Genomic DNA, 20697 nt, shown 5'->3' on the forward strand with positions numbered 1-20697 from the left:
AGCACCCACCACCCCGGCCCACCCACGATCAGACTACGCGGACTCACCCGCGCAGCCTGATCAACTTAAGCTACGTGGCATTGGGTTCTAACCGGTCTAAACACTCACGACCCACCTTTGATGTCCTTGGCAAGCTGAGTGATTTCGGCCGTGGTGAGTGTCCGCCCCGTGAGCTGGAGGTTCCCGTCGAGAATGGGACTCCGGATCGTGTCCACGCTCTGTACGATGCCTCCCACCACCATCACGATCCGTTTTTCGAGATTCTCCTCGGTGAACTTGCCCCACTTGGCCGCTTCTTCATCGGGCAGCGTGATGTTGATGACGCGCGAGCCCCTCTGCTGGTCGTACCCCGCCTTGATCCCGGTGAACCGCGCGAGCACGAGCGCCACAGGGCCGACGTGGTACTCGGTGCCCGCCTTGTCCTTGAGCGTCGTCTCGCCAGGTTCGGCCACGACACGCAGTTCCAATGGTTGGTGAGCGTTGATGACCTCAGCGGAGCAGCCGGTCAGCAGACAAGCAAGAAGCAAGAGAGGGAGCAAACGCATGCGCCGAGTCTTTCAAGACCGGCAGACTCGGATTCAGCTGCCCCTGATCGCGTCGACGATCTCCTGCGCCTGAACTGCCGTCAACTCGCCGGAGATCCGGATGGCACCGCCAGTGATCGGACTCTCGATGGTCGGCGCGGACACGACCTTCCCACCAACCACCATCGCGACCTGCTTACCGACATTCTCCGCCGTGAACCTGGCGAACTTCGCCGCCTCGTCCTCGGGCAGTTCGAGCCGGACGTGGTGCCCGCTCGCGGGCGCGTATCCGACCGAGGCCTTGCTGAACTTGGCGAGCACCAGCACCACCGGCCCGACGCGGTAACTCATGCCCGCCTTGTCCTTGAGCACGTTCCCGTCGGTCTCGACCAGGAAGCGCAGCTCGAGCGGCGTGGCGGCGGCGAGGGCTGGCTTCGCCGCCGGGGTGCCGGGCACCTCGGCCGAACAGGCTGCGAGCAGGAGCGCCACCACGAGCGCCAGCCAGCGCATACTCTGAGACTAGCTGAACGGAACTCTGTAAGGGCATCCACGCGAGCGCGGATCTCCCATGTCACCGCAGCAACATTTAAACCACGGCAAGGTAACAGCAGGCAACATCACGCCCCTAGTTAGCGAGTTGAACATCAACAGCTCGACATAGCGATCAGGATTCAACTAGCTAGGAGCAGAATATGGCGATGCGCATAACAGCCGTACACCTAGAGGGCGGCCACGGCCACGAGCACATAGCAAAACTCCAATACCACTGGGACGGCGACTCCACAGCCCACACGAGCTCGCGCGATTCAATCGTCGACTGGCTAGAGCAAAGTAGCAGCAACACGGCATACACGGAGCCCCGTATCGGACGGGGCGCTCAGGTTTATGTCCGCCACGTCGGATACCAGAAGTTTCTCCAGACTAAAGCCGACGGAATGTGGACGAACAATCTCTTGCAGCTCCCAATATTTTGACCGACGGCTGACGAGGACCGCCACGGAACGCCGATCGTTCCAAGGACGGTTTCTACGCTGAGCGCTCGCCCAGCCGGGGAAACGGCTCGGTCGAGAAAATGACCTCGACCGCCACCTCGAAGTACTCCGCGATCTTCAGCGCCAGGAACAAGCTCGGGCTGTACTCGCCCCGTTCGAGATAGCCGATCGTCTGGTAGTGCACGCCGAGACCGTCGGCGAGCTGCCGCCGCGAAATACCGCGCTCCGCACGCAACATGGCGATGCGGTTGTGCACCACCTCACCCGACACGCTGCATCGCCTTCTCCCGGCGCTCGGCCACACTCGATCCCGATTCACGGCGCGCCATCCGGCGCAACACGATCGGCGCGAGGATAAGGCCGAGCGCCGCCCAGACGCCGAGCACCCCGATGGTTTCCAGGTGCCGCCACGAATGGCCGATCTCGAGTGCGGCGGCACTGTCCGGCAGCATCGCCGAGCGCATGCCGAGGCCGAGCCAGTAGATCGGGAACGCCTGCGCGAGCCATTGCAGCCACTGTGCCACTTCGGTGATCGGGTAGAAGATCCCCGAGATCGCGACCAGCCCCATCATCGGCAGCATGAGCAGGCTGAGACTGCGCGGGCTGGTGAACACGGCGCCGAACACCGCGCCGAGCGGCAGCGTCGCGACCATGCCCAGCACCAGCACCCACGCCAGCATCAGCCAGGAGCCGACGCTGGAGACCGCCAAGCCGTCCACGATGAACGAGCCGGGGATCAGCAAGATCGCGATGTTGATGATCAGCCCGCCCGAGACCGTGACGAGCTTGCCGAAGAGATACCCGAGCATGCCGTTCGGAATCGCCTTGGCCCGCAACAGGGTGCCGTCTTCGCGCTCGACCGTGAGCAGCTGGGCGATGCTGAGCATCCCGTAGAAGACGATGTTCATCCCGAGCAGGCTCGGCAGCACCATCGCACCGAGCACCATCCCGCCGGCTGGCACCTGCGACCCGCGCATGAAAAACAACGTCGCCAGCAACAGGACCGGCCAGAAGAACTGGCCGAACAGGTCCTGGCCGTTGGTGAACGACTGCCGCAGCTCGATCAGCCCGCGATTCCACCCGGCACGCAACGCGGTCATGGTCGGAGTCATCCCGGTCATCCCGCCACCTCTTCCAGTGTGCGCACGTCGGGCTCGCCCTGGCCGGATTCGGCCTGGCGCACCAAGGTCATGTAGGTGTCCTCCAGCGACGCCCTGCGGACTTCGAGTTCCTCGACCGACTCGCCGTACTGCCGGAAAAGCCCGTGGACGAACTTGGTGGCCGCCGTGGTCGAGTGCACGAACCGCTGCCCGTCCCGCGACCACCGCACCTCGGCCTCCCCCGCGATCCGCCGCGAAAGCTCATCGGCGGAGCCGTCGGCGATGATCCGCCCGTTCGCGAGGATCATGATCCGGTCGGCCAGTTTCTCGGCCTCGTCCAGATCATGGGTCGTCAGCAGGATCGTGGTCTCGTGCTCATCGGCGAGCCGGTGCACCAGATCGTGGAACTCCCGCCGCGACTCGGGATCGAACCCCGCGGTCGGCTCGTCCAGGAACAGCAACTCCGGCCGCCCCACGATGCCGATGGCGACATCCAGCCGTCGCCGCTGCCCACCCGAAAGCGTCCGGATCTTCTTGCCGGCGTGCTCGGTCAGCCCGACGGCTTCCACCAGCTCATCGGCGTCCCAAGGCCGCTTGATCTGCTCGGTCGAGTAGCACGCGTAGTAGGACCCGAGGTGCGCGAGCAGCTCCCGCACACCCCATTTCCCATGGTCACGCCACGACTGCAGAACGACCCCCAGCCTCGCCCGCCAGTCCTCCCCGCCCTGTGCCGGATCCACCCCGAGCACCGCGACCCGACCGGCCGACCGCATCCGGAAGCCTTCGAGAATCTCGATCGTGGTGGTCTTGCCTGCCCCGTTCGGGCCGAGCAAGACCACGACTTCCCCTTGCCTGGCTTGAAAAGTCACGCCGTGCAACACGTCGTTGGTGCCATAACGCATGCGCAGGCCCTCGACGTCGAGGACTGTCGTCATCGTCTTCGCCCCCCATCTCATTGCTACCTCGACTCATAGCATACCTACTACATATCAGCGTTGCCATGCTCCTTCAGCAGGCTCCCGATGGCGACCGAGCTCCACACCCACCCGAGCGTCGCGACGATGTAAAGCAGAACCACCCCACCTTGGGTGCCGAGGAACGCGGGCGTCGCGAGCAGCGCGACCCCGGTCAGCACGCTGTAGACGGCCAAGCCCTTGCGCTTCTTCGAGGCGAAGTAGCGAGCGAAAACGAAGCAGGACAACGTCCACGCGACGATCGCGATCATGAACGCGACCATGTGCAGGGTGCCGTGCCAGCTGATCCCTGCCGGCTGCCCCGCGGGCGCCCCTGCGGGAAACCCGAACGCGGGATCGGCGGTGAACACTCCCCCGGCGACCATCCCGGCCCCCATTCCCCCGATGAGCAGTGGCCCCCAGGTACTGCCGCGCATCGCCCTGCGCAGGCCAGTGGCCGAGACGACGAACAGCACTCCGGTGAGCACGAAGTTGACGATCTGCACCCACCCGCCCTCCCCGAGACTCAGGAAGCTGAACGGGTGCACGGTCAGGTCGAAGCCTTCCCGCACGACCGCTTGCGCGAACCCGAGCGCGAGGTAGAGCGGCCCCGCGACGACTCCGGCCAGCAGCCGGGCGCGAGTGGTGGCCTTGGTCTTGGGGTTGTCGAGCGCGTAGGTGGCCATCGTCGTGATCCCTTCGGTCCGTGGTCCACCCAAGGTCTCACCGACAACTTTTTTTGTCAAGACTAGGTTGCTTGTCGGGTTCCGGGCATGAAAAAAGCCCTGATCACGAGGTCGTGACCAGGGCTTTTCCCAGATGGAGCGGGTGACGGGAATCGAACCCGCGTAGCTAGTTTGGAAGACTAGGGCTCTACCATTGAGCTACACCCGCGCGCTCCCGGGTACCGGGTGCGAGGCAAGCTTAGCGGCTACCGCTAGGCTGTGCTCACACCACCCCTCAGGGGGACGTGGAGACCGGGATGTGGCGCAGCTTGGTAGCGCATCCGCTTTGGGAGCGGAGGGTCGCAGGTTCAAATCCTGTCATCCCGACTGGTCGGGTCCTACTGGACCAGCAGAAACGGCGGGGCCGCTCGAATACGAGCAGCCCCGCCGTCTCAGTTTCCGTCTCGGTACAAGGTGTTATACGGATTCAGCCCACCACTCGAAGAGCGGGTGGCTCTTCGTCGTCGGGGTAGCTCGACGACTTGGCGGCGTCGAGGAGCCGCTGAAGCTGATCGATCAGGGAGTCATCGCCGGACCTTGGAGGTGTTGGCGTGGACGGCTTTGTCGCATCGCTCCACAGGAAGTCGCCAACCTGCCCGGCGATCTCGGCAACGACCTCGTCGGGCACGTGCACGTACCGCTTCGCCACTGCGGCATCGCCCCAGCCCATCACCTCCATGATCGCGGGCAGCGGCACTTTGAGGACCAGCAGCATCGTGGCCGCGGTATGCCGAGCGTCGTGCAATCGAGCGTCACGCACCTCCGCTTCGGCCAGCAACGCCTTCCACTCGTCGTGATCGGCGCGAGGATCGAGCGGCCGGCCGGTCGGCTGCGTAAAAACCCAGCCGCCCTCCTGCCACTCGGTGCCAGCAAACTTCCGTTCCTCGTCCTGCGCGGCCTTGTGTGTGCGCAGCAACTCGAGCAATGGCCTGGGGATGCCGACCGTACGGCGTCCGGCCTTTGACTTCACGTCAACTTCGCGCAGGCCGCCCCCGCGACGCTTCGGACAGGAGCTTGCGTGCCGTACGCAGTCGAGCGAACACGCCGGCGGACACTTTGCATGCCTGGCGCACCCGTCGGTGCATGGCTTGACCTTGTGGAGCCGCCCACCACACGCATGCGGGTCGTCGCATCCGTGCTTCCACTTGTGCCGCTGCAGCTGTCGAGGCGTCCGCAGCAGACCGGCGTCGAGGTCGATTCGTGTCCACTTCAGCCCGAGTGCCTCGCCCCGCCGAAGGCCGAGCGCAAGAGCGATCACGAACCGAGCGCCATTGCGCCGACCGCGAGCCGCGGCCAATACCCGCTTCGCCTCCGCCGCGGTCAGCGGAACGATCTCGTCTTCATCCAGGCGCGGCGACTTCGCCAACTTCGCCGGATTCGTGTCCAGCCGTCCACGATCGAGCGCGACGTTGAATGCCGTCTTGGCAGTGCGGTGCACCTGGTGAACCGTTCCGGGCTTCGCGCCCCGATCGGTCAACTTCTCGTACAACTTCTCCAGGTGCTCGGGCTCCAGCTTGCGTAGACGGTGGGCGCCAAGCCCGGGAATCAGGTGTTTGTAGACCGCCGTTCGATAACCGGCCAGCGTGTTCTCGCGAACCGATGGTGCCGCGATTGTCTCGACCCAATGCATCAGCCACGCCTCGACGGTCCACATCTGCGATCCGGCTTTGGGCACCTTGCCGCTGTCGCGTAGACGCTCTAGCTCCCGCACCCTGTTAATTACTTCAGCCTCGGTCTTCCGCTCGACATGCCGCCGATCCGGCTTTCCGTTATCGAGCACACCTATCGTCACGCGTCCATGCCACTTCCCATCCTCACCCAGGTAGATGCTGCTGGCACCATTCGGGGCACGCGTACCTTCTGGACGCTTCTTGCGTGGCACGGTCAGACTCCTTTCTGCTCGCCTGACAGGCGATCGATGTAGGCCGCCAGCTCGCCAGCGGGGATGCGCCGATAGCGACCAACAAGCACGCTCGGGACTACCTCGGTCTTGATCAGCGCGAACATGGTGGTGCGACTGACCGCGAGTCGGTCGGCGGCCTGTTCGACCGTCAGCATCTCGCGCGGAGCATTTGCCTCTTCAGTTGATTTCATCTCGCCTCCCTATGCAACCACTGTTTCTCATGCAACCAACCGTACTTCAAAACAGCGAAATTGAGCGGATAAATATTCGGTTCAATTCATTGCTGGTTTCACCTCATTTGCACATGTCGCACGGTTCGCAGCCACATGCATAAGAATGCTCTTTGACACAGAGAAATGGCCCCCGAGAGAAACCCTCGGAGGCCCATCCAAACGTCCGCGCTCAGGCAGCGGGGCTAAGCGGTTCGCCGCCGATGGCTTCGACGAGTGCGGAGATGAGGACTTCGGACATGGCTGGTGGGACGGCGTTGCCGTAGCCGCGTACCTGGTCGCGTTTGGAGCCTTTGACCTTGTAGTCCTTGCGGAAGCCCATTCCGGCGGCGATCTCGTGGGTGGCGAGCATGCGGAACGTGCACTGCTCGATCGGTGCTTGGCCACCGATCAGCGCGTACCGGTCTCGGGTGGTGAGTGTCCCGATCGGTTCGTTCGCTGGCCGCGCCGCGCCGTTGGAGTAGTACGCAAGCAGCATCGCGGTGGTGTCGGCGTTCGGGCCGACGAGTCCGTGGTGGTTGCCCTGCGCAGAAACGGTGGGCAGCGGACCGTCGACGGGGTAGGCGGTGGTCTTCGATCCGCCGCCGCGCATGAGGGAGATGAACGGCGGGATAACGATCGCGGTCTCGCGTCGGCAGGTCTGGGTTCGCAGGGGCTGCTCGACGGTGGTGGCGGTGTCGACTCCGGCGCGCTTGGCGACCGGCACCACAAGCGGCGGGACGACCAGACCGTCGGTTTCGGTGGTGGTACGGGTCGGCAAGGGTTCGTCAACCGTTGTGGCGTGCTGACGCCACGTGCCACCGGCCGGTGCGATCAGCGGGCGCATGTGCCTGGCGAGCCCAGCTTCGATGCGCGCGAGGGTGGCGTCGGCGAGCGGGTCCGGGCGGCCTTTGCCGTCGACGCGCTCCCCGATCCGCTGCCCCGGCGGCAGCGCCCAGTCGATCACGGTCGTCGCCGGGAGCACCTCGGGCTCGACGACGTGGTTGCGGCACGTGGAGTTCGGGCAGCGGTACACGTACTGGCCGTTGCGGGCGCCGTAGACACCCATCTCCACACCCGGTCGCTTCCACACCTGCATGGCGTCCACCACGCGAGCACAGCCAGGGCAATACGCGCGAGGGCGCAGCCACTTGTCCCAGTCCGGGTCCCGGCCGAGTTCTGCCAGCCAGAACGGCATGAAAAACCGGTTCCGGGACTGAGCGACCCGCCCGGTGACCGGGCCGTGGACGTGCATCGCGTTCAGTGCGACCAGCCGGGTGCGGTAGCCCTCGACCTCGATCTCCCGGCGCCACCGGCCGAACTCATCCCACTTGCGAACCTGGACCACGTTCTCGACGACCCCAGCGAGTACCGGCTTGCCCTTGCGGCGCATGGCTTGCAGGTAGCGGGGTACTTCCTCCATCAGCGCGCGGGCGCGCGCCACGTTCGGGTCGGTGGCGACCGGGCCGCGTGCGAAGTCGAACAGGACACCCTGGGTGGAGCGGTCGAAGTCGCGTTTCACGCCGCGCGCGTCCGTCCACGGCGGGCACGACGGCGAGGACCAGAACAGGTCCGCGCGCGGGAACCCGGCGATGTCGGCCTTGGCGATGTCTCCGCAGTAGTGGTCCGCGTCGGGGAAGTTCATGCCGTGCACGTCCACGGCGAGCGGGTTGTGGTTCGCGGCGAGCATCAGCTCGACACCGGGCACCGCGGCGGCGCCCTGGGAGGAGCCGCCGAATCCTGCGAACTCGTCGTAGAGAGTGAACATCAGTCGATCTCCTTTCGGTCGGCTCGCGGCAGTCGCCGAGGCTGGTCCTCGCGTTCAGACTGGGCCTGCTTCATCGGCGGTGTGGAGGGTGGCGCTGCGACGGTCAGGTACACCCGGCCCAGCACGGAGCTACCGCGATTCGCATAGAAGCGGCTTGCTTCCTGCACTTCCAGCACGGCCGCGATCCGCTCGACTGCAGCGGCGATCTCGGTTTCGGTGCCTTCGATTCGGATTCTCATCGGCTGTTCTCCTTCGCTTGCGGGGTGAGGTAGCGCAGTTCGTGCCAGCCCTCGGTGGGCAAGCTGGGCAAGGCGGCGGTGATGGCGTCATGCATTTCCCGCACGCGGTTTTCGGGAACGCGTCGGGAAAACCCGCACTGCGGGCAGGGTGTGCCGTCGCGGCGGCTGTTGCGCACGAGAACCGTGTCCAGCGGCGGGAGGACAAGCAGGCCGACTGCGCGGGCGCCGAACTCGGCGGCCAGGTCGAGCAGATGCGCGCGGAACCCGGACAGGTAGGCGGTGGTGTCCCATACGACGGTGCGACCGGCCGCCAGCGCCGCGCGGGTCATCGCGGTTCCCACCTCAACGGCGGCGGCGTTGACCGTCTGGTCGGCGGAGCAGCCGCACGGCGACAACTCGGCGCGGATGTCGTCGAGCGACACCACGTCGGCGACGACCGGTACGCAGCGGTTGCGCCACGTGGTTTTTCCGGCCCCTGCGGGGCCGATGGTGGCGAGCAGTGAGGGACGGTTCATCAGTGGCCTCCGTATCGAGGTCGGGCAAGGATTCGAGTTGTGCGGGCTGTTCGAGCGCGGACTGGTAGCGGGCCCACAGGTCGTCAACCGTGGCCGTGTCGTCGGCGACGTCGCGCAGCACCTCGGCGGGGCTGCCGTCGGCGGCCTGCGCGACACGGTGTGCGTGGGTGGCGAGTGCGCGTCGCCATGCGGCTTCCAGGACAGCGGACTTGAGCCACGGGGCGAGCGCGGGCGTGGTGGTCTCGCTGTAGGTCTCGCCGATCCACCCGCCTAACCAGGTCTGCCGGTGTTCGCCAACGGCGCGACCGGTGTCGACGGCACGGACGAACAGGGCGACCGGGGCGGGAGGCTGGTCGAGTGCGACCAGTTCGATCGCGAGCTGGAGCACGAACGCCCCGACGGGGTCGGCGAGGTCGTCGGCGCGCATCCCCGCGAGCAGATGTCGTGCTTTGTCGGCTGGAAGCCGCATCAGGCAACCGAGGAACTGCCGCTCGGGATCAATAAGTGTGGACATCATCGGCTGTCCTTCCTGGTCGAAGCGGTTGCGTAGGCTCGATGCCAGGTGTGGGGCCAGCTAGGCACTGGCCCCACACCCGCGCGGATCAGGCGCCGTCGCCGCACTTGCAGCACACCCACTTGCCGTCGCGGAAGTGCTTGTAGCAACCCTCCGGACAGACACCCAGGAACGTGATCACGAGACGTCGGCGAATCTGGCTGAGCATCGGGTTCACCGCCCTTCCTGCTCGGTGAGTCGGCGGAGCAGGAACGAGGCGGCGTCGACGCTGTGGCACTGCGCGAACTCGCGGTCGGCGACGTCGATGGACTCGAACACCTGGCGGGCCGTGATTCCCTGTTCGCGACACACACGCGACACCGCCCCATTGAGCAGGCCGAAGACCGGGGAGTCCTTCATGTCTGCGGCCACGGCAGGGAACATCGCCGCGATCGCTCCGGCGAGGGAATCAGGGTGGACAGGGACTGAAGCGATCGAGTCAGTGGCCGACGGTTCGGTCGCTTCGTCGGAGTCGCCGGCGAGTCCAACGCCGACGAGGAGGTCTCCGAGCGCGTGCTCGCGGATCTCGGTCAGCTGGTACTCAACCGCGCTCAACGCGTAGAGAAGTTCTTTCGCTTCGGAGGGACGCAATGGTCCGCACCGCGTGTAGTGGAAGGTGTCATCGGTCGCCTCCAGCAGGGCAGCAGCGAGCTTCACTGCGGCGGCGCGGGTCAGCCGGACCGGGTGCTCGCTCTTTCGACCGGGCTTGTAGTTGGTATCGATCTCGACCAGCTGGCGAACATCGGCAACGTCCGCGTAGTCCGTCTCGACGTCGCTGACCCCGGTTTCGAGTGTGGGGCCGGTACCCTCGACCGCTTCGACCGACACGCTGTTCGGCCACTGCTGCGGGTCCTCGGGGTTGGCGGTGTAGCCCTCGAAGCTGGTGCTGAACGGCTTGATTGTCGGCCAGCTGTTGCAGGGGATGCAGTAGTCAATGTTGTGGGCGATGCACCTCATGGCAATGGTCCTTTGTGGTCAGCAGGGGCAGACGGGTGTCGTGTGGTCTGAGGTGAGGCTGATCGGCAGGGCGGCAAGGATGGTCTCGACCAGTCCGGCGGGAACCTGGCCGTGCTCGATCGCGGCGAGCGCGGTGTACGCGTCGGCGCACCGCAAGGCGTTCTCCTGGTACGTCACAAAGGACGGCCACTTCGCCCTCGGCCCGTGGTTCGACTCGTTGAATGCGGCAGCCTTGGCGATGAGTTCGGCGGCCTTGGCGAGGTACTGGGATGTGCCGTTGTCGTTCACGGGTACGTCCTTTCCAGACAGTCAGTGCGGTGGACGGTGGTCGGGATTCCGGCTGCGCGGGAGGAGGCCGCACAGTGGGTAGCGCCGCGTGAGTTCGCGTGAATGAAGGCGACGCAGTGATCGGCTCCGGCATCAACCATGGCCTGGTTGCGCAGAAATCCGGCGGCGCGGCCGAGGTTCCAGTCGGCGGGGTGGCGTTCGACCTGCCCGCCCCAGTGAGCCCAGCAGTCTTCGGCGAGCCGGTCTGCGCCACGCGGGCACCCGCCCGTCACCAGCACCGCGCCCGGATAGCGCCGCCACATCTCGGCGAGCACGTCCCGAATCACGGCCGTGTCGGTCCACGTGCGTGACCCGGTGACGAGCACGCGGGCAACAGCTCGCTGCGGCTGCTCGCTCACTGCTGCTGCTCCCGTGTCTGCTGCTCCAGGAACTCGCCCAGCAGCTCCAGTGCGTCGCCGAACCCTCGCGACCTCTCCGTCAGCCGCTCCCCGCCGAGCGCGGTCGGGTCAGGCTCGGTTTTCAGCCCTGCCCGGCGCACGTCCTTCATCCACCGCAAGAGTCGGTCCGCGCGCACCGTGTGCTTGCGTGCCTCGGCCTCGATCAACGGCTGCAGGTGCAGTTCGTCCCACGCGTCTCCGGCGGCTTCCTCGCCGTCGTCGGTCGGCGGGAACAGTTCGTTGCCGTGCCAGCCACACATGCACTCGGCGCGGAATCCGACGTGCGCGTCGGATGGGAAGCGTGCCGACCACTCCCCGTTAGACCACTGGCCGTCCGGCATCAGCCGGTTCGCGAAACCTTCGTGGTCGTACCCGCCGATAGCATCCGCGAACGGACCATCCACGTACGTCAGCCCCATCGTCATCCCTCCTGCTCGTCGCCCGCGAACAGCTGCTCCTGGCCGTCGACCTCGCCCCAGCGCGCGAGCTTGGTTTCGGCGCCAGCCGTTCCCGCCGGGCGTCGGCCGCGTCCCTTCGCGGCGGTGGCCTGTTGCTTGGTGTGCTGCCACTGCTCGACGGTCATGCCGCACAGGTCGGCGGCGATTTGCTCTTGGGTCTTTTTCGGCTGTGTCATGGCGATTTCCCTTCGTGGTTGGTGATCCGGTGGGGTGGGGGTGCTTTTCGTAGTGGCCCGATATGCGGGCGACGGGCTTGCCCCGTCACCGCTCTTAGGCGCCGTGCGCGGCCCGAGAGGCTTGCTGTCAAGGGATCAGGCCGGAAAGTTTTTGGACGCACGCTTTTCGCGGCCAAAAAGTTTTCGGACCCCTTGACAGTGAGCAGGGCCGTGCTAAGCCGGGCCACGAAGTGGCTAAACAGAGCGCCGCCGCAGGCGGCTCCGAGTTCCGCCCGCAGAGGGCGGTGCTTTGTCAGCTTTTTGGCCCGTCCGGGGCCGTGTTTGTGTCGGTGGTTCGTGTCACCATCGACGGATGGAACTCACCGGCTGCGACCTCGACGGAATCCCGCAGCGCAACCTGCGCGTGCCGGTGGTCGAGTTCGCCCGGTTGTGGGTGGCCGCCGAGCAGGCCTACGACCGGGACAAGACGTGGACCGCATACGGCGTGGTGGAAACCTGCCGGTGGCTGGCCGGCGCCCAAGTCCGCCTGTCGGACGGCAAGACGTTCCTGGCGTACGCGCCGGTGACCGAACGCATCGGCCTGGCCTACCAGGAGGTCATCGCTGCCGAGTGTCTGGAAGCGGAGAAGCTGCTGTTCCGCGACCCGATGCCGCAGTACCTGCGCAACCGGCCCGGCTGGCTGAACGCGGTGGTGGCCACCCTGGCGTGGGCGTGGCGATGCAGCGGCAAGCCGCCGATCGAGGTTCCCGCCCACGTCCAGGGCTGACCGCTTCATCGCGCGGACACCGCCGCGCTGTCGTCGACCGCGGCCTGCTCGGCAATGTCCACGGAGTGGCGACGCGCCAGCTCCGCCGCCTGCGCCTCCTCCGCCGCGTGGTTCTCCTCCATGGCCTGGCGCGCGGCGATCTCCCGCAGCGCGCGCTGCGCACGGGTGATCGTGTCGGCGGTCTCCTCCGCCGACGGCACCCGCACCTCCTGCGCCGATACCACCGCGGGTTCGCCGTCCGCGATGTCGCGGACGTCGTCGACGCCGGTCTCGGCGGCGTCCGGGTGCGGCAGCGGCTCGACCGCCGCGGTGTCGACGGCGCGCTGCTCGACCACGTCGGCGAGATCGGCCTCGTCGACGACATCGCGGTGCACGTCCTCGGCGGCGGTGGCCTCGGCGTGCGCGGCGAGCCACTCTGCCGTCGTCACCGGCTGCTCGTCCTGCCCGTCCACGCAGCGCCGCGAATACAGCTCCGCTTTGGCGCGGTCGGCGGAGGCGCGTGTCTCGGCGGTGTGGGCGAACCACTGGGCGCGCACCTCGTCGGCGTCGGCGAGCTGCCGCGCACGCTCGTCGAGCAAGTCGGCGAGCGCGTCCGCCTCGACGGCTTCCCGCGTGAGCCGGTCCCGCTCGACGGGGTCGGTCGCCGTGTCAGCTTCCGCGCGGCGCATCGTCGCGGTCTGGCGCCGCGCCTGGATCGCCTGGTGGGTTCCGGCGAGTTCGTCGGCGACGTAGCGGGGTTCCCAGGCGACCTCGCGCTCGTGAGCGCGGACGCGCATCCGCAGTTGCCCGTCGCTCATCTCCAGCTCATCCCTGCCGGACTCGGGGTGGCCGAGTGCCCGCCACGCCGAGCGCCACGACGCGTAGGCCTCGACCTGGCCAGGTTTCGGCGCGGGGCCGAGTGCGGCGTCAGGGTCGTCGTGCCCGGTCAGCTCGCGGTGCGCCGCGACGATTCCCGCCTGCTTCGCCCACTCCTTCCTCTTGTCCGGGTCATCGGGGACCGGGCCGAACGCCTCGACCGCCCACGGGGCCGGTTCGGCGGCGAGCTGGTCGCCGAGTTCGTGGCGGCGCCGGTCGGCGGTGGTGGCCAGCGATCGCAGGTAGGTGGCCCACTGCGGGTCCTCGACCTGCGGCAGCCAGTCGGTGTAGGTGTCGCCGACCGGGTCGAGGCGGGTGGCCTCGGTGATGCGGTGGTGCAGCACGTTCGTCAGCTGTCGTGATCCGGAAAGCGTGCGCACGGTGATCGCGTCGGTGAGCACCTGGCGCGGGTCGTGCCCGGCCAGTTCGGCGCGGCGCAACAGCCGCGCCAGGGTCGGGCCGCCGTCCTCGGCGGCGATCCGCGCCCGCTGGTTCTCACTCAAATGCCCGGCGGCCACCATCTGGTCGAGCCAGCTCGCGGTGCGTCCGGCGGTGGCGAGTTCGGTGGCGTCGGCGAGCAGTTCGGCCGGCGTGCGAATCGCGGCGGTGTCCTGCGCGGACTCGGTCGCAGCAGCGAGCGCGGACTGCTGCGGCGTGGCGGTCTCGAACGCCGTGGCGAGCACGGCGGATGGGTTGCGGTGCACCGCCTCCAGCGTCACCCCCGGCGGCGTGTCATTCGGCACGGCGAGGGTGGCGACGTGCGCGACATTGCCGTGCCGCCCACGCGTGAGCGCGACATACAGGCCCGCCAGCCCGGTGGACTGGGTGACCACGGCGTGCGCCTTGTCCACGGTCAGGCCTTGTGCACTGTGGACGGTGGAGGCGTAGCCGAGCGCGACATGGTCGGACACGTAGTCGCCGGGCAGGGTCATCCGGTTGCCGAGCTGCTCGCCGCCGTCGACGCGCCCCAAGATCGGCGCGACGACCAGGCCGCCGTCCTCGCGGGTCGCGAGGACGCGGTACTGCTCACGGTTGATCGGCCCGCGCCGGTTCCCTTCGACACCGGCGAGATTCCAGCCGTTGCGCCGTGCCTGCACCACATCGCCGACACCGGCGAACGTGCCTTGCAACCCGAGCGGGACGCCGTCGTTCTCGACGCGGCCCAGCCGGACGAGTTCCGCGCGCAGCTGAGCACTCAGCTCCGCGGCCTGCTCGTTCGAGTCGACGATCAGCAGAGCGTGCTGCCCGGCGAGAGTGTCGGCCAGCCACGCCCGCGCGGCGCTGGACTCGGCGCGTTCGCGGGTGCCGGAATCGAGCAGGCGCCCGTTCTTGTGGTACTCGCCGAGTACCGTCTCGTCACCCTCGCGCAGCCGCAGCGACGCGGCGCGTTCCCACTGGGCGGAAAAGCGGCGAGCCTCGGCCAGTTCGTAGGCGGCTCCGGCCTCGGCCATGAGTTCCATGCCGCCCCCGGCGCCGACCGCGGCAAGCTGCCGGTGATCGCCGGTCAGGAGCAGTTTCGCCCCGGCCTTGGTGACGTGGTCGTGGATCGCGGCGAGGTCGGCGGTGTTGGCCATCGCCGACTCGTCGACCACCACCAAATCCCCGGCCCGCAGACGCCACTCGGCGTCCTCGGGTGAGGTGCCGCCGTCGGCGAGACGGCGCTGGATTCCCAGCCACTGCGCGATGTTGCGCGCGGCGAGCCCCTCGCCCGTGAGGACTTCGGTCGCGATCTGGCTCGACGCCAGGCCGACCACGCGCCGGTTGGCGCCGTCCCACAGGTCCGGGTCCTCCCATGCCTTCGCCAGCGCGCCGACCACAAAGGACTTCCCGGTTCCGGCGGGGCCGACCAGCGACTCGACGGCCGCGCCGGAGGACAGGACACCGCGTACGGCGGCTGCCTGGTCCGCGCCGAGTTCTATCCCGGCCTCGGCCAGGGCCGCGACGAACCCGTCCGCCGTCGCGGCGGCGAGCGCGGGTGTGCCGCCGCGCGCAGTCGAAGCGACCAGCGACCGTTCCGTGTGGACATGGCCCGGTGTCGCGTACAGCCGCCCGGCGGGCTTGTCGTACGCGGACTGTCCATTCGCGAGCTTCAACGCATCCGGCAACATCTCGTCGCCGGGACGTTCGGCATCCAACGGCACCGCCAGCGCCACCCCCTGCTCGGTCAACGTGTCGAGCAGGCGGGCGACGTCCGGCCCGGCGAGGTCACCGAGCTGATCGGGCAGGGCATCGCTGATCGCGCGGGTGAGGTCCGGCGCGGTCCATCCGGCCTTCGTGGACTGCACGTCGGCGAGCGCGGTCTCGAGCACCGCGCTCGGCGACCACTCGACGGGCTCGGCCTGCTCGTGGGTCAGGTCGAGAACGTCACGGGCGACCTGCGCGAGGCCTCCGGCGACCTCGGCGCGCAGCTGGGTGTCCCAGCGTTCCAGGCGTGCCTCGACCGTCTCGCCGTCGTGCGACTTCGCCTTGCGGGTGGCGAACGTGGCCTGGCGCTGCAAGCGGTCCAGCTCCAGGCTGTTCGGCTCGCGGCCGAACTTCGACTCGAACGCCTCCACCAAGCTCTTGGTGTGCTTGGTGATCGCGCGCCGACGCGAGCTGAACAGGTCCATCACCGGCTGCGGAATGCCGACCACCTCACGGGCCTTGCCGTCCGGGCGTGCGGCGAACCGCACCCCGAGCGCACGGGAGATGTGCTCCTCGGTGGTGCGCTCCCCCACCGCCGCCGCCGCACCCCGGAACTTGTGCAGCGCGCGGGAATCCAACGTCCGCCACACCCCGTCGGCACCTTCGACGCGGTTGAGGATCGCGTTGTGGATGTGCAACTGCGGGTCGTGGTTGCGCGAGTCGTGCTGGAAGAACGACGCCGCCACCAAGCCGTGCGCGTCGATGAACCGGCCCGCCGCGCCGCCGTGATGCCCGACGCGGGAATAGCCGGCGTGCTCGGCGAGGTAGTCCAGCGCCGCCCGGTTCCCAGCCCAGATCGCGTCCTCGATCGCGTCGCGGTGCGCCCGCCACGACGCCGCGGCCGTGGCCGCGTCGTCGCGTGCGCGGGTCAGCTCGGCGAGCGTCGACGGCTCCGTGTCCGGGTCGGACATCGCCGCGTTCAGCGCGTCCGAGGCGTGTTCAGCCGTTCGTTCAGCGGTGACCTGCTGCGCCTCGAACGCGGTGTGCAGGACCGTGACCGACTTCTGAACGCTGAACGTGGCGTCCAAAAAGGCCACGTTCTGCCGGGCGCGCTTGCCCGCGTCCAACCGCAACTCCGCGCGGCGTTCAGGACTCGCGTCCGGCTCGGCATCCAACGCCGCCGCGTACAACTCGTCCTCCGTTGGATAGTTCCGTCCCGTGTGGCCCAAAGTGGACGCTTCCGCCCACCGCGCCGGATCGTTGAACGCCTCGTCGCGCGGGTCGACGAACTGCTCGTAGAGCGCGGTCATGTCCTGCTCGTCGACGAGCCCCGTCAGGCCGAGTTTCTCGGCACCCGCGCCGTACCAGCGGCCCGGCGGCTCCCCCTCGGTAACCGCGTCCGTGTAGTAGTTCTCCCGGCCCTTCGCGACCTCCTCCGTGAGGTATTTGACCGAATATCCCCGAGAAATCGTCAGCATCCGACACCCCCAACGAAGATCAACACGCGAGATTCGAAGATCAACAACGCGGAACGCGTCCCGGCAGCGCGAACGCGCGAACCGGCCCAACTGATCGTGATGCCTAGGTGTGCACTCTTCTTTGGCTTTGTCTTGGTCCTGGGTCGTGAGGTGCGTGGATGAGGTGATGACTTGATTGGTGGCTTCTTAGTGACGTTTCGTGAGGTGGTGTTGGTGGTCTTCATAGGTGGTTCCTGGTTTGGGTGTTGTCGTTGATGATGTGGAGCTGTGCGGGCTGTTCGCGAAGTTCTTGCAGGGCGGTACCTGCGGTGCCTCGGGATACATCCGCAAGGTCCATGAGCTGGCTAACGGTCGGGAGGTCGCCGTGATGCGCGGCGTGGCGACGCGCAGCGGTACGCGCCCGGTCCTTCGCCGGGGACGCCAACGACACGGCTCGCCGCTGTCCTTCGACCTCGTCCGCCGCGCCGTCGGCGACATGCTCCGGCTGGACGGGCGTGGACGGTGACGGGCCGGATTCGGCACCCGAGGGTTGAACGGGCGCGTTCGCCGGGCCCGTTTGAACATGCGCGGCCTGTACAGGCTCCGGCTGAACGGCAGGCGGTTGGACAGGCGCGACCGGTGCGGCGTTGGACGCCTCGGGCGTGGACGGCTGAACGGTCAGGCTCGACTCGCCGTGAGCCTGATGCCCGCCGGACGACCGCGCGGTGATCAACTGGTGGACGACAACGCCGCCGATGGACACCACGGCCATCACCACGCCGATGTCCCAGTGGTGTCCATCCGAATAGCCGTGCAGAAAGTTCAACCCAGCCGCGACCGCGGCGAACACCCACACGCCCGCCTTCAGCCACCCCGTCGGCTCGCCGCGCCGGGTCCCGAGGGTCACGGCGAACGCGAACGCCCACATGGCGGCCTCGCTGAACAACGGCAGCAGAACACCGACGCCGCCGAAAACCTGCTTGCCGTAGGCGGCCATCGCCGACCACGCCAAGATCGCCGGAACCAAGATCACCGGCACGAACAGCAAGTCCAAGGCGTGAGTCCGCGCGCCGGACACGATCGCCTTTCCAAGCCTGGCGCGCGCGGCTTTGCGCTTGTCCCGCTGGGCGTCCCTGTCCGCCTTTTGCGCGGCCTTGGTCTCCTGCTGCTGCTCGAACGCCAAGCGTCGGTCCTCGCGCTGCTCGGCCAGTTCGGCTGCCCGGTCGGCGCGGCGCTGCTCAGCGTCGGCGACCCGGTCGGCGCGCAACTCCTCGCGGCGGGTCGGCGCGTCGTTGATGCTCATGAGTGCTCCCAAGCGCCGTCGATCTCGGCGGCGTCCTCGTCGTTCCAAAAGACCAGCCGCTCACGACGGGCGATCTCGTCCTCGGCGGCACGGTCGGCGAACTTCACGGTCGTGAAGGCCTCGAACGCGGTGCGCACCGCTTGATCGCAGGCATCGATGTCGCCGACGGTCGGTGCGGCGTCCGGGCTGGCGAGCAACTCGTCGATCCGGCCGAGCAACGCGTCCGTCGTGTCGGCATCGGGCGCAGAAGCCGTTGGCCCAGCGGGCTCGCTGTCCGCGTCATCGTCGAAATCGGACTCCTCGTCATCGGCCGCTTCGATCATGTCCTGCAAACGACCGCCCGCGTCGCGCTCGCGCGAGGGTTCGTCGTTGCTGCCGTGGCTGACCCGCTCGTAATAGAACGACTCGAAGTCCTGCGGACGGAAGTTGATCCGCATCTCTTCGCCGGTGCGCCGGTTGCGCACGATGTCGCCTACCTCGAACGTGGCCTCGGAGTCGTCGACAAACTCGATGGCTTCGTCCTCCGCCTCGCGCGCGGACCTGCTCGCCCGAATAGTCATGGCGTCGGCCCCGCCGATGTACAGACCCGCACCGTCGTCACCGCGGTCGTAGGCCAGCTGCTCTGACTCGTCGTCCTCGGTGGAAAGCACGGCGGGTTCGTAGTCCTCCGGCACCGCCAGCGATGGCGCGTCGGGGAGATTGCGGGCGATCCAGCTGCCCGCCTCCGGGGCGCGTTCAGGAACCTCAGGAAAGGGCGGCGGCGAAGAAGCCCAGTCGGCGTCGTCGACGTCGGCCTCGCCGACCAGGTCGTCGTCGGTGTGCACGCCGAAAGGACGACGCGGCGGCTCGGGCCCGCGTTCGGCGGTGATCTGCTCCCAAGCGTCGTCGGCTGCCGTTGCCTCGTCAATCCTGGTGTCGACCAGCTGCTCGTATCGGTCGTGCACGGCGGCCCACCACTCGATGCGGCTTGCCTCGTCGTCTTCGGTGACGGTCTCGGTCGCGTTCGGGTCCCACGCGTCGGCGCCCAGACCGCCGTCGGTGAAGTCGGACAACCGCATCGGCTCGACGATCGGTTCGCGGTCCGGCAGCGCCATCGCGTTGTAGACCGCGATGTTTGCCGCCGATTCCTCCGCCTCGGCCAGCGGCCAGCCCATGTCGAGGCGCACGTAAAGGGTTTCGACCGCGTCGCGGGCGATCGGCGAGTCACCCGCCGCCGCTTGCGCGGCCTCCTCGACGTCGAGGCCTCGTTCGCGCAGTGCCTGGTATTCGGTCATGGCGGTCTGCGCGACGATCCCGGCGACGATGTTGACCCGAGCGGCTTCGACGGGCATGCCGCTCTCAACCGCCCAGTCGAACCGGCTTACCGCTTGCCGTGCGATCGGGGAATGCGCGACCACGTCGGGTGCGTGCGCGGCGTCGTCGGCGCTCACGCCGTCCGCGCGCAGCTCCAGGTACCGGCCGATGGCCGCGTACGCGATCTCGTCGGCGAGCACGTGCTGCGGCTGGCCCGGCGCCGCGACTTCGGACGTGTCGGCGACAGGGCCGAGGTTGCGATCGATCCAGCTGCCCGGCTCCGGTGCCTGTTCCGGAATGTCGGTCCTGGAGCGGACATCCCAGTTCACGCCGTCGTCGACGTCGAACTCGCCGACGTACTCGTCGTCGAACGAATACGGTGCGGAACCGTCCTCGCGGTGCGCGTCCCACTCCTCCACGGCGGTGATCGTCGCGGTCGTCCTCGCGGTAACGGCAGCCAGTGAGGGCGGCACGTCCTCGCTGGTCGCCGACACGAAACTGGTCACCGCGTTCCGAGCAACCGAGGACGTGCCGCTCGCGGCCTCGATGGCCGCGGCGTCGCCGAGCATGCCGCGCACCCGCTGGAACTCCTCCAGCGCGGCGGTAGCGGTCGCCTCGGCGACGGCGCCCACGCGGGCAGTCTCCAGCGGCACCCCGGCGTTGAGCGCGTCGTCGAACGAAGCCACCGCGCTGCGCGCGATCACCGGGTCTGCGTCCTCGTCGCTGAAGTCGACGACCGCGTCACGGTCCATTCCGGACACGAGCAACTCCAGATGCCGGGCGATCGCGGTCTCGGCGATCTCGCTGGCTCGCGCGTACGCGGGCCGTGCGGCGGCCTGGCGAGCCTGCCTTCTCCTGGCGAACCAGCTCATCGTCGCTCACCTCCGTTACGTCGCCGCGCCGCGGCGGCGGCCTGCGCGTCGGCGACCAGCCGCGCGTCGGGCTCGGGCGCTGTCGATGTCCTGTCCGTGCCCCACCACGCGGCGATCGCCGCGAGGGCCTCGCCGGCCGGGATCGCGGGCGCGGGCACGTGGCATTCCCCGCTCTGCTGGTGGTTTTCCAGTGAGCAGTTCGCGGTCGCGGCCTTGATGCGCTTGGTGGT

At 67.9% G+C, this 20697-nt stretch carries 23 protein-coding genes, 2 tRNA genes and 1 pseudogene; 5 read left to right on the forward strand and 21 right to left on the reverse strand.

Annotated features, from left to right (window positions below):
* Window positions 1-104: 104 nt before the first annotated feature.
* Together ACFV15_RS43095 and ACFV15_RS43100 are read right to left on the reverse strand one after the other, a co-directional pair.
* The gene (locus tag ACFV15_RS43095) at window positions 105-545 is read right to left on the reverse strand and encodes a hypothetical protein (protein WP_378358606.1); all 441 of its coding nucleotides are present in this window, start codon (window positions 543-545) and stop codon (window positions 105-107) included.
* A gap of 33 nt (window positions 546-578) precedes the next feature.
* On the reverse strand, window positions 579-1034 hold the full coding sequence (locus tag ACFV15_RS43100) for a hypothetical protein (protein ID WP_378358608.1): 456 nt from the start codon (window positions 1032-1034) through the stop codon (window positions 579-581).
* A 188-nt stretch (window positions 1035-1222) separates the two neighbouring features.
* Between ACFV15_RS43100 and ACFV15_RS43105 the strand changes: the two genes are divergently transcribed.
* Complete coding sequence (locus tag ACFV15_RS43105) at window positions 1223-1498, forward strand: DUF3892 domain-containing protein (protein WP_378358638.1); 276 nt, start codon at window positions 1223-1225, stop codon at window positions 1496-1498.
* A 52-nt stretch (window positions 1499-1550) separates the two neighbouring features.
* Here the strand turns inward: ACFV15_RS43105 and ACFV15_RS43110 are convergent, their stop codons facing one another.
* The 5 genes from ACFV15_RS43110 to ACFV15_RS43130 all read right to left on the reverse strand — a co-directional run bounded on the left by ACFV15_RS43110 (window position 1551) and on the right by ACFV15_RS43130 (window position 4463).
* Window positions 1551-1754: a helix-turn-helix transcriptional regulator gene (locus ACFV15_RS43110; protein WP_378358640.1), complete on the reverse strand. Its 204-nt coding sequence runs from the start codon at window positions 1752-1754 to the stop codon at window positions 1551-1553.
* Between the two features lie 22 nt (window positions 1755-1776).
* The gene (locus ACFV15_RS43115; RefSeq protein ID WP_378358641.1) at window positions 1777-2628 is read right to left on the reverse strand and encodes an ABC transporter permease; all 852 of its coding nucleotides are present in this window, start codon (window positions 2626-2628) and stop codon (window positions 1777-1779) included.
* Window positions 2629-2633: 5 nt separating this feature from the next.
* On the reverse strand, window positions 2634-3551 hold the full coding sequence (locus ACFV15_RS43120) for an ABC transporter ATP-binding protein (RefSeq protein WP_378358609.1): 918 nt from the start codon (window positions 3549-3551) through the stop codon (window positions 2634-2636).
* Between the two features lie 47 nt (window positions 3552-3598).
* Window positions 3599-4255, reverse strand: a complete 657-nt coding sequence (locus ACFV15_RS43125) for a DUF998 domain-containing protein (protein WP_378358611.1) — start codon at window positions 4253-4255, stop codon at window positions 3599-3601.
* Between the two features lie 134 nt (window positions 4256-4389).
* A tRNA-Gly gene (locus ACFV15_RS43130) sits at window positions 4390-4463 on the reverse strand.
* Window positions 4464-4547: 84 nt separating this feature from the next.
* Here ACFV15_RS43130 and ACFV15_RS43135 point away from each other — a divergent pair.
* A tRNA-Pro gene (locus tag ACFV15_RS43135) sits at window positions 4548-4621 on the forward strand.
* Window positions 4622-4721: 100 nt separating this feature from the next.
* Here the strand turns inward: ACFV15_RS43135 and ACFV15_RS43140 are convergent.
* The 5 genes from ACFV15_RS43140 to ACFV15_RS43160 all read right to left on the reverse strand — a co-directional run bounded on the left by ACFV15_RS43140 (window position 4722) and on the right by ACFV15_RS43160 (window position 8928).
* The gene (locus ACFV15_RS43140) at window positions 4722-6176 is read right to left on the reverse strand and encodes a tyrosine-type recombinase/integrase (protein WP_378358612.1); all 1455 of its coding nucleotides are present in this window, start codon (window positions 6174-6176) and stop codon (window positions 4722-4724) included.
* Between the two features lie 2 nt (window positions 6177-6178).
* Window positions 6179-6388: a helix-turn-helix domain-containing protein gene (locus ACFV15_RS43145; protein WP_378358614.1), complete on the reverse strand. Its 210-nt coding sequence runs from the start codon at window positions 6386-6388 to the stop codon at window positions 6179-6181.
* Between the two features lie 211 nt (window positions 6389-6599).
* Complete coding sequence (locus ACFV15_RS43150) at window positions 6600-8174, reverse strand: DNA cytosine methyltransferase (RefSeq protein WP_378358616.1); 1575 nt, start codon at window positions 8172-8174, stop codon at window positions 6600-6602.
* A complete protein-coding gene (locus ACFV15_RS43155) occupies window positions 8174-8413 on the reverse strand; it encodes a hypothetical protein (protein WP_378358617.1) in 240 nt (79 codons plus the stop codon). Before ACFV15_RS43155 ends, ACFV15_RS43150 begins: the two co-directional genes overlap by 1 nt.
* Window positions 8410-8928, reverse strand: a complete 519-nt coding sequence (locus tag ACFV15_RS43160; protein ID WP_378358618.1) for an AAA family ATPase — start codon at window positions 8926-8928, stop codon at window positions 8410-8412. The genes ACFV15_RS43155 and ACFV15_RS43160 overlap by 4 nt, the downstream gene beginning before the upstream one ends.
* 37 nt (window positions 8929-8965) lie before the next feature.
* On the opposite strand from ACFV15_RS43160, the gene ACFV15_RS43165 reads away from it, so the two are divergent.
* Both ACFV15_RS43165 and ACFV15_RS43170 read left to right on the forward strand, forming a co-directional pair.
* Window positions 8966-9202, forward strand: a complete 237-nt coding sequence (locus ACFV15_RS43165) for a hypothetical protein (RefSeq protein ID WP_378358620.1) — start codon at window positions 8966-8968, stop codon at window positions 9200-9202.
* Window positions 9203-9214: 12 nt separating this feature from the next.
* Window positions 9215-9478 carry a hypothetical protein gene (locus ACFV15_RS43170; RefSeq protein ID WP_378358621.1) on the forward strand — a complete coding sequence of 88 codons (264 nt, stop codon included), beginning with the start codon at window positions 9215-9217 and terminating at the stop codon, window positions 9476-9478.
* Between the two features lie 177 nt (window positions 9479-9655).
* On the opposite strand, the gene ACFV15_RS43175 is transcribed toward ACFV15_RS43170, so the two are convergent.
* Genes ACFV15_RS43175 through ACFV15_RS43195 form a run of 5 tightly spaced genes read right to left on the reverse strand, consistent with a single transcriptional unit; the run spans window position 9656 to window position 11797 of the window.
* Window positions 9656-10438: a hypothetical protein gene (locus ACFV15_RS43175; protein WP_378358622.1), complete on the reverse strand. Its 783-nt coding sequence runs from the start codon at window positions 10436-10438 to the stop codon at window positions 9656-9658.
* Window positions 10439-10456: 18 nt separating this feature from the next.
* The gene (locus ACFV15_RS43180) at window positions 10457-10726 is read right to left on the reverse strand and encodes a hypothetical protein (RefSeq protein WP_378358624.1); all 270 of its coding nucleotides are present in this window, start codon (window positions 10724-10726) and stop codon (window positions 10457-10459) included.
* Window positions 10723-11124: a DUF2493 domain-containing protein gene (locus tag ACFV15_RS43185; RefSeq protein WP_378358625.1), complete on the reverse strand. Its 402-nt coding sequence runs from the start codon at window positions 11122-11124 to the stop codon at window positions 10723-10725. Before ACFV15_RS43185 ends, ACFV15_RS43180 begins: the two co-directional genes overlap by 4 nt.
* Window positions 11121-11588 carry a hypothetical protein gene (locus ACFV15_RS43190; RefSeq protein WP_378358627.1) on the reverse strand — a complete coding sequence of 156 codons (468 nt, stop codon included), beginning with the start codon at window positions 11586-11588 and terminating at the stop codon, window positions 11121-11123. The genes ACFV15_RS43185 and ACFV15_RS43190 overlap by 4 nt, the downstream gene beginning before the upstream one ends.
* Window positions 11585-11797 carry a hypothetical protein gene (locus ACFV15_RS43195; protein ID WP_378358629.1) on the reverse strand — a complete coding sequence of 71 codons (213 nt, stop codon included), beginning with the start codon at window positions 11795-11797 and terminating at the stop codon, window positions 11585-11587. Before ACFV15_RS43195 ends, ACFV15_RS43190 begins: the two co-directional genes overlap by 4 nt.
* A gap of 352 nt (window positions 11798-12149) precedes the next feature.
* On the opposite strand from ACFV15_RS43195, the gene ACFV15_RS43200 reads away from it, so the two are divergent.
* The gene (locus ACFV15_RS43200) at window positions 12150-12563 is read left to right on the forward strand and encodes a hypothetical protein (protein WP_378358631.1); all 414 of its coding nucleotides are present in this window, start codon (window positions 12150-12152) and stop codon (window positions 12561-12563) included.
* A 5-nt stretch (window positions 12564-12568) separates the two neighbouring features.
* Here ACFV15_RS43200 and mobF read toward each other — a convergent pair whose 3' ends face one another.
* The 4 genes and pseudogenes from mobF to ACFV15_RS43220 all read right to left on the reverse strand — a co-directional run.
* Window positions 12569-17020, reverse strand: a complete 4452-nt coding sequence (gene mobF / locus ACFV15_RS43205; protein ID WP_378358633.1) for a MobF family relaxase — start codon at window positions 17018-17020, stop codon at window positions 12569-12571.
* A 220-nt stretch (window positions 17021-17240) separates the two neighbouring features.
* Window positions 17241-18302 carry a DUF2637 domain-containing protein gene (locus ACFV15_RS43210; RefSeq protein WP_378358634.1) on the reverse strand — a complete coding sequence of 354 codons (1062 nt, stop codon included), beginning with the start codon at window positions 18300-18302 and terminating at the stop codon, window positions 17241-17243.
* The gene (locus ACFV15_RS43215; RefSeq protein ID WP_378358636.1) at window positions 18299-20467 is read right to left on the reverse strand and encodes a hypothetical protein; all 2169 of its coding nucleotides are present in this window, start codon (window positions 20465-20467) and stop codon (window positions 18299-18301) included. Before ACFV15_RS43215 ends, ACFV15_RS43210 begins: the two co-directional genes overlap by 4 nt.
* Window positions 20464-20697, reverse strand: a pseudogene (locus ACFV15_RS43220) (hypothetical protein); the annotation flags it as partial. The pseudogene ACFV15_RS43220 and the gene ACFV15_RS43215, both read right to left, overlap by 4 nt.

Source organism: Amycolatopsis sp. NPDC059657 (assembly GCF_042734395.1).
Taxonomy (GTDB): Bacteria; Actinomycetota; Actinomycetes; order Mycobacteriales; family Pseudonocardiaceae; genus Amycolatopsis.